The sequence below is a fragment of the Gluconobacter sp. Dm-74 genome, assembly GCF_018256135.1.
In the GTDB taxonomy this organism is placed as follows: Bacteria; Pseudomonadota; Alphaproteobacteria; order Acetobacterales; family Acetobacteraceae; genus Gluconobacter; species Gluconobacter cadivus.
On record NZ_JAERLX010000008.1, the window covers coordinates 128397 to 135550 of the forward strand.

At 58.8% G+C, this 7154-nt stretch carries 10 protein-coding genes; 2 read left to right on the forward strand and 8 right to left on the reverse strand.

The genetic code is table 11. The features are described from left to right. Positions 1 to 74: 74 nt before the first annotated feature. The 3 genes from JK208_RS11865 to JK208_RS11875 are packed head-to-tail and all read right to left on the reverse strand — an operon-like array spanning position 75 to position 3237. Positions 75 to 674: a hypothetical protein gene (locus tag JK208_RS11865; protein WP_211576357.1), complete on the reverse strand. Its 600-nt coding sequence runs from the start codon at positions 672 to 674 to the stop codon at positions 75 to 77. After that, on the reverse strand, positions 671 to 2491 hold the full coding sequence (locus JK208_RS11870; RefSeq protein ID WP_211576358.1) for a collagen-like protein: 1821 nt from the start codon (positions 2489 to 2491) through the stop codon (positions 671 to 673). Before JK208_RS11870 ends, JK208_RS11865 begins: the two co-directional genes overlap by 4 nt. Further along, on the reverse strand, positions 2488 to 3237 hold the full coding sequence (locus JK208_RS11875) for a hypothetical protein (RefSeq protein ID WP_211576359.1): 750 nt from the start codon (positions 3235 to 3237) through the stop codon (positions 2488 to 2490). Before JK208_RS11875 ends, JK208_RS11870 begins: the two co-directional genes overlap by 4 nt. A 95-nt stretch (positions 3238 to 3332) precedes the next feature. Here JK208_RS11875 and JK208_RS11880 point away from each other — a divergent pair, with 95 nt between their 5' ends. Then, positions 3333 to 3509 (forward strand): hypothetical protein, encoded by a 177-nt coding sequence (locus JK208_RS11880; RefSeq protein ID WP_211576360.1) that lies wholly within the window; start codon positions 3333 to 3335, stop codon positions 3507 to 3509. A gap of 64 nt (positions 3510 to 3573) precedes the next feature. On the opposite strand, the gene JK208_RS11885 is transcribed toward JK208_RS11880, so the two are convergent. Both JK208_RS11885 and JK208_RS11890 read right to left on the reverse strand, forming a co-directional pair. Further along, positions 3574 to 3924, reverse strand: a complete 351-nt coding sequence (locus JK208_RS11885) for a hypothetical protein (RefSeq protein WP_211576361.1) — start codon at positions 3922 to 3924, stop codon at positions 3574 to 3576. Next, positions 3921 to 4706 (reverse strand): Rha family transcriptional regulator, encoded by a 786-nt coding sequence (locus JK208_RS11890; protein WP_211576362.1) that lies wholly within the window; start codon positions 4704 to 4706, stop codon positions 3921 to 3923. The genes JK208_RS11885 and JK208_RS11890 overlap by 4 nt, the downstream gene beginning before the upstream one ends. A 263-nt stretch (positions 4707 to 4969) precedes the next feature. Here JK208_RS11890 and JK208_RS11895 point away from each other — a divergent pair, with 263 nt between their 5' ends. After that, positions 4970 to 5401 carry an Arc family DNA-binding protein gene (locus JK208_RS11895; protein WP_211576363.1) on the forward strand — a complete coding sequence of 144 codons (432 nt, stop codon included), beginning with the start codon at positions 4970 to 4972 and terminating at the stop codon, positions 5399 to 5401. A 122-nt stretch (positions 5402 to 5523) separates the two neighbouring features. Here JK208_RS11895 and JK208_RS11900 read toward each other — a convergent pair whose 3' ends face one another. The 3 genes from JK208_RS11900 to JK208_RS11910 form a co-directional block, all read right to left on the reverse strand. After that, positions 5524 to 6024 carry a hypothetical protein gene (locus tag JK208_RS11900; protein WP_211576364.1) on the reverse strand — a complete coding sequence of 167 codons (501 nt, stop codon included), beginning with the start codon at positions 6022 to 6024 and terminating at the stop codon, positions 5524 to 5526. Between the two features lie 82 nt (positions 6025 to 6106). Next, the gene (locus JK208_RS11905) at positions 6107 to 6442 is read right to left on the reverse strand and encodes a hypothetical protein (RefSeq protein WP_211576365.1); all 336 of its coding nucleotides are present in this window, start codon (positions 6440 to 6442) and stop codon (positions 6107 to 6109) included. A 55-nt stretch (positions 6443 to 6497) separates the two neighbouring features. Next, on the reverse strand, positions 6498 to 7001 hold the full coding sequence (locus JK208_RS11910; RefSeq protein WP_211576366.1) for a lysozyme: 504 nt from the start codon (positions 6999 to 7001) through the stop codon (positions 6498 to 6500). Positions 7002 to 7154: the final 153 nt, after the last annotated feature.

The following is a 7154-nucleotide window of genomic DNA, read 5'->3' on the forward strand; positions in this document are numbered from 1 at the left end:
TAATGAATGGCGGCTATCAGGCCCCTGGATTCCTAAAACCGGTCAGACCGGTGTCCCCCAAAAAGCGGCCATTCTTATTCCTTCTTAACTCCTACGAATGGCCGGACTTTCGTTTCAAAGCAGCTGGGGATATACGAGATCAGCACCTCGACATGCGCTGCCAGTGCCGTCCGGTCTGTCTCAATCCGAGCAGCCACCTCCTGCCGCACGGCATCGTTCTGTCCGAGCAGCGCCCCGGCATACCCGACCTCGCGTCCAGCCTCGGCATCAGCCAGCGCCGACAAAGACACGAACTGGACCGGCACATTCAGGGTCTGACCTTTCGTCCGGCTGGCATCGGCCTGAAGCCCGAAGACCGGCAGGGCGGATGACGCCGAAACTGAGAACGATCCCGACTGGCTGAATGTGCCGGATAGATCCATCGTCACCGGCCCGGCAATCATTGCCACGACCGGATTAGAGGTCTGCTGCGCGCACTGGAGCGCCCGGACGTTGGCATCGAACCGGGCCGCCTGATCCGCCGTCCAGTGCTGCACGTCCGAGACGCTCACACCACCGGCCTTCGTCAGATCTGCCTGGACACCGGCAATGGCCTGACTGATGGTCACAGGCGATACGGAGCTGGCTGAACAGGCCGAGAGAGCCAGAAGCCCGCAGAGCCACAGCGCCCTCATACCAGCGTCTCCCCGCCCAGACCTGTCCAGGCCTTCGTGTTCGGGTTCCACATCGCCATGACACCCTGAGCGCCAGAGCCGATGGCCTTGTCCGTTACGACAACGCGCTGCCATGAAACGGGTGACGTCGGTAATGTAGCAAAGGTGTAGGCGTTGTAAGCCAGAACGAGAGGCTCTGCCGCCAAAGTGGCTTGATTGGTTTTAGCGGAAAAGGAGACTGCAGGCGTAGTCTGCCAACTCGCATTCCCGTTAACGGCTGCAAAGACCTGCAAATCATCCGGCCAACCATCGGAAGTATCCTGTGTGTTGGCTTGGATCTTCCAGTAGTTTCCGCCACTGTTGTCCTGATTAGTGAAGTAATAAGCACCTGTGGCGCCACCAAGGCGACCATCCACTGTTATACAGCTCGACTGCGTTGCGCCGTCACCTGTGGGAAGCCTGTGTGCGCTGACGCTTGTACCCGATCCATCCTGATTACTGATGATGATGCCAACGGGCTGACTGGTCATGGACCGGATAATGACGGAATTTTCTCCGAAGTATCCTTTATATATCCCGATCTGAATGACCGGGTCGTCAGCATAACCCAGAGTGAACAACCCACCAGAGTTATCGAAACCAGAGTTCGTAGCCACTACAGCTGGGAGGTTGTAATTGCCCGAAGAATCTTTGGTGTTTTCGATTGCGAGTGGAAAGTAATTTGCCCCATTCGCAGGCGTATACCCAAGCGCGGTTTCGATATTCGCCGCCGTCACGTCAGCGTCTGAACCAGCCGCACCGGCAGCACCCGCCGCCCCGGCTGGAGCACTGAACGAGACTCCCGGAGCCGTTGCCCCGTTGGTCATCGTAGCGGTCAGTGTCACGGTAGAGGGTTGCCCTGCCGTCACCGCGCCTTGAGTTACTGCGACGGACGCAATCCCGACGCCATCCGCGCCGGTCGTTCCGTTAGCTCCGTCTTTGCCGTCCGCTCCCGTGGCGCCTGTCGCTCCAGTGTCCCCCTTCGCCCCGGGTGCGCCTTGCGGACCTGTAGCGCCGACAGCACCCGCTGGCGCTTCGAATGTAGCAGGAGCCGTGGTCGTGCCATCCGTGAGCGTGGCGGTCAGAGTTACCGTCGACGGCTGGCCTGCCGTGACCGCCCCCTGCATGACGTTAATCGACTTGATGCCGACGCCCTGTGTCCCTCCCGAAGATAGCGCCGCGATCCACTGACCGATGGTCTGGGCTTTGCCACCTGACGTGACCTCCAGCCCCGAACCGTCTCCGGAATACGTCCCGGCTGTCACGCTCTCGAACGACGGCGTGCCCACGGGAGCGGCGTCTTCTGTCGCCATCACGACGCGCCCATTCGAGGAATAACCCGAAGGCAGCGCCTCGATGCCGGCAATCAGCACCTTGCCGTTCGTCAGTGTGTCGGCCGGGAAGTCACCGGGCGGCGCGGTCGCCACGGTCAGCGCCGTGATCTGAAGAACAGCCATTACGGAATAGACGCGGCCCTGCTGGGTCGTGATCTCGAAGAGGATCTTCTGCGCCGTGTTCGGCTGCCCGCTGGCGAGGAACGCCACGACCAGTGTCCCGGCCACGGCAGACCACATGACCTTGAGGTCATATTCCCCGCCCGTTGCGGTCGTGACGACGGCGGAGCGGATCGCGGTCAGCGTGTCGCCTGTGCCAGCCAGCAGGGTGGAGAAGTCCAGCACATAGTCCAGACAGTCGGCCGAGGATTTCGGCGTCCACATCACCTGGGCAAATAGCCCGGTGCAGGACTGGAGCGTCACCGTCCGCAGCTGAGAGGGCGTCAGATTGTGGACCGTGGTCATGCGCTCCTCACTTCTGCCAGAAGGGAATCGAATTCTTCCCCGCTCGGGGAACAACCTGAAATGCCCAGCCAGTTCTCGCGCGACAGCAGGCCATAAGCCTCATCCGCAATCCGCGTGAACGTGCTCCACGGCATGAAAGTCCGTGTGCCCCAGGTGTTGAAGAACACGCCGTCCGGATTGTAGCCGACGAGCGCGATGGCATGGCCGCCCGCAGGCGTATGGTCATCGATGGCCTCCCAGTCCCAGGTCTCGCCCAGCCCCAGATCGAGGAAGCCTTGCGGCACCTGCACACCGGCCAGCACGCCGCCCAGATAGGCGATGGCACGGCGGATTCCCACGATATCGGTCGGTGCGATCGAGCCGTAAGCGGTCAGGTAATCGCGGGTCTGTCCCGGCCGGAGTAGGCCGTTACGACGCCAGGCATTCAGCTCGTCCAGCAGGATGGTGCCGTTGTCATTCTGGCCCGTATCAGGATCGAAGCCCGTCAGCGCCGCATAGTTGGCCAGCACCGTTTCGGTCGAGAGCATCACAAGGCTCTGCGCGGCTTTGGTCCAGGTCGCCACCAGAGCCGCGTGAGCGGCGAACGCGCAGCAGCCGAAGCGGTCATTGCCCCACATCTGATAGGGCACATTCTGCGACCAGTCGCGTTCGACCGGCACGGCCGGCAGACGCATGGCCAGCACCCGACCGAGGCAGTAGGTGCGCGGATCGTGTTTCGGGGCGCGCTTGCCCAATTTGTAGGTCATGGATTTTCCAATAAAAAAAGCCGCCCGGTGAGGGGCGGCTGGCATTAGGGGGCAGTGTGAGATTTTTGACATAAATATTCATCTGCGGAGATAATATGAAAAACATTGGAGAGAATAAAATGTGTAGAAAAAGAAAAGCATACCTAACGGTTAAAGCGAAGTATGGAGTTATAAAAAGTGTTTCTTGGTTAAAAGCGGGAAAGTATGAAAAAGGAATTTTTGAAACTGTGGATGGAGAAGTAGTTGTAATGTGGCTCAAGGGTAAAAAATGAAAAGGAATATCCTCACTTAAAAAAGGAATTCCTTTAAAACCGCCCCGAAGGGCGGCTCCGTAGTTCAGGCCGCTTCCAGCGACCGATTGCTACTCTTTCCAGCTTTCGCCGAAGTAGCAGAGGGCACTGGGACAAACCGCCCGAGCACCTTCACCTGTAGAAATTCCGGCACTCTGGCGGAATAGAAACCAGACACATACGGAATGAGAGCGCAGCGAATGCGGGCCAGCCGCGCCCGGTCCTCTGGATGGTTTTTCGCGATGGGCGCGACATAGATCTCGCCTTTCGTCCCAATGACCACGGCTTCCGTTCCCGGTTCGAGATCGTAGTCCGTTGCGTCAAAGCACAGCACCTCACCCTCGACCATGACGGCGCCTGTAACCCGTGCGTCCTGTCGGGTGGTCAGCGCGCTCATGACACCGGCTCCGGCTTCTTGGCGAAAGGGCGCAGAACAGAGACCATCCGGGGCGACCACTTGAGCTGCTGCTGAGAGCCTTTGCCGTGACGGCGGGTCGTATCAAAGAAACGACTTACTTCCTTGCCCTTCTCGGTCGGCTCATAATCACTGCCCACCGCCGAGCTTGTCACCTTCACCTGATAGTCCTGCTGGATCAGCGTTCGATTCACGGCCTGGCCGCTCATGCCAATCTGCTCGCCGATCTGTGTCGGAGTCAGGTAGTTCTCCGCATTGGGTGCTGCGATGGATGTTGCGCCCAGCAGTTCCAGCGGGTTGATACCCGTCAGTTCTTGAGTTCCACGAGCGGCCATTAGGCAGCGCTGGTTCTCGTCAACATTGGGGAGAGTGGACGCCACGGAGAGGAGGCGACGGTAGGCCACGTCGAAGGCTGGTTTGCGGGTGCGTCTAGCTGGCGCGTGGGGCGCTGAAGTTTCAAGCTCCATCCAGCGATCGATGATCTTGGCGCGAACCTCGTCATTATATCCAGAAACGACAACCAGCGTATCGCGCTTGGTTAGGTCATAGACCTTTGTTGGACGTCCACCTCTCACTGGGCGGTAGGTCCGGGTGGTTTTACGACTTTCTCGTAAAACTCCGTTTTCAAAGAGACGCTCAATTGTGACGACAACATCGTTGTGGCGCGCTTCACAAATGTCGGCAATTTCACGGCTGGACATTGTAGGAGCACTCCTGGAGAGAGCGCTGGAAATCGTGGTCGCATATGTGCTATTTTGGCTCATCACCATTTCCTTTTCAGAGGGTAGTGGTTGAGGCGTCGGGATTGCTGCCAGGCTGGTCCGACGCCTTTTTTGTTGCTTCAACCAAAAGTTCATTGATCTCTGCCGTCATGCTTCGGAAATTCCTGAAAGCTGAACGGCGGACTGCGTCATACACATCGGGCCTGAGCCGGAGTGTCATGCGTCGGCAGTCTTGGAATACGGGGCGAATTGTTACCTCCTTTTCTTGTGGCACATCATGTATGCCATGACACATATGTTGTGCAATGGAAAAAGCACATCATATGTGCCAAACTTCAGATATGAGTGATGACGACCGCTATCGCAGATTCAATCTGCGGATCCCGAAGGATACATTTGAGCGCTTACAGGCGTCCGCAGACGCGCGATCACATTCGATGAATGCTGAAATTGTACAGCGGCTTGAGGCTTCGCTTCCAACTGAAGATCAAGAGGCAGCACGGCAGTCGTTCGAAATTGAAGAACTGAACGTGTTGGTTGCTGCAATCTCCCATGAGCGCGAGATGTTGGACTACATGATTAACAAACAACATCTTCTCGCGACGCCTCCAAAGGAGGGGGCAATAGATTTCCAAAAGATGAGGCTAGCCGCCTTGGAGGCGCGTTATGCTATTATGGCTGCCGCACAAGGATTCAAGGTTGATCCTAACGACGTGTTAAAGCTTGTGTGGGACTAACCTCTGATTTGTGCTTTGCGACAAAGGCGTTGCCAAGACTCACCCGCGCTACATTCCGCCCGTAAGGAGTGACCGCAACCAAACCTTTAGCCCCTAATTATTCGCCAAGCCGCTTCTTTGCATTAGACGCCCTGATAGATCCGGGCGCGGATCAGCTCCGGCGACTGGAGTGGTGCGGCATTGGGTGCGGCCGTGACACCGGCCAGCGCCTCGACCAGCGGAATCATCGCCTGGACGGTCTGCATGTAGGTCGCAGCCGAGGGCGAATAGACCTTCATGATCGAGGTCGCGATGGCCAGCAGGGTTTCGAGATCTGTGCCGAGGCTCTTGGCCCAGTCCTTGCCGGTCGCCACCGTAATCGAGCCATTCGAGTTGGCGGCGACCTGTGCCGTCACGCTGCGGATCTGCGCGACCAGATTGTCGAACTTGGCCTTGTCGGAGGCGGAGAGATGGTTTTCCAGTTCGGGAATGCCCTCGATCGCCTGGACGGCATAGGCGATGGCCGTGGCGTCGTTGTTGAGCGCGGCCGTGTTGAAGCTGGCCGTGGTCGGCGTGTTGGTGCAGGCGGCCGTGGAGCCGAGAAGCAGGGCACCGAGGCTGAGGGCGAGAAAGCGATTGCGCATGATGTCTCCAGACATAAAAAAACCGCCTCAGAGGGCGGTGGAAGAAAGAGCGGTCTGACAGGCGGGGCCTGTCTCCTTCGGCTCAGGCGTTCGGTTTGGGAGGCGCGCCAGCCTTGGGATGGGTGGATGCCGGATCGAGGCCCAGCTTGGCCGCCTCGATCGTGCGGCTGGCCTCGGCCGGGATCATCAGGGCCTTGGCATCGGGCTGATAGGCATTGGTGTTCCAGCCCTTCGACTGCGCCAGGGCAGAAACGACCTTGTAGAGCAGCGACAGCCTGCTTCCGGCCGCAGGGGGCTTCCAGAAGCGCATGGCTAGAGCGGCGGCTGCGATCAGAAAGGTCAGGATCGAGACGATGTCGCCCGCATAGCGCGCAGGCAGGTACGGCAGGACCGTCTGGAACAGGGTTGTCCAGTCCATTTTCAGTTCTCCAGATATGAAAAAACCGCCTCGGGGGGGGGGGGCATCAGAATTTTCAGGCAAAGAGGAGAGTGTCCGTTGGTACGGATCGCCTCCCGAGAAAGACATCCCGCTCATAGGCGCGACGTTTGGCGAGACCGGGCAGCTCAACCAGATGACCCCGCACGGTGGCCTTGTCCCAGCACAGCAGTTCATCGGCCGCGCCGGTATAATCTCCGGCATTCAGCTTGCGCAGCAGAGACGAGCTTTCGACGGCGGCTGTCCCGACATTGTACTGCCAGGACAGCAGGGCCGCGCGCTGAACATCAGAGAGCGGCACCTGGACAAGGCGGGACAGTGCTGCATCGAGCGTTGTCACGGTCTGGAACAGGAGGCTGTCGGCGGCTGCCCGATCGATGGGAGCGGTCCGGGTCGTGACGGGCTGTCCGTTGGCCAGCCAGCGGCTGCCATAGCCGATCCTCCAGTATCCGGCCGGGCAGACATAGGGCGCCGCGCAAAAGCCCTCGAACCCCGGTCGCCGCAGCAGCGCCGTGGCCAGAGCGATGGCAGTGTCATGCATGGGGAATTTCCATAAAAAAAGCCGCCCGATTAGGCGGATTTGGCTCTTGGGGATATTATAAACGAGATCTAAAATTCTAGGCTCAGGACTCATTCTTTGAGGTAGAAGATGACGCTTGCTGCGATGTGGATTGCGGACATGAATGTATGAGCG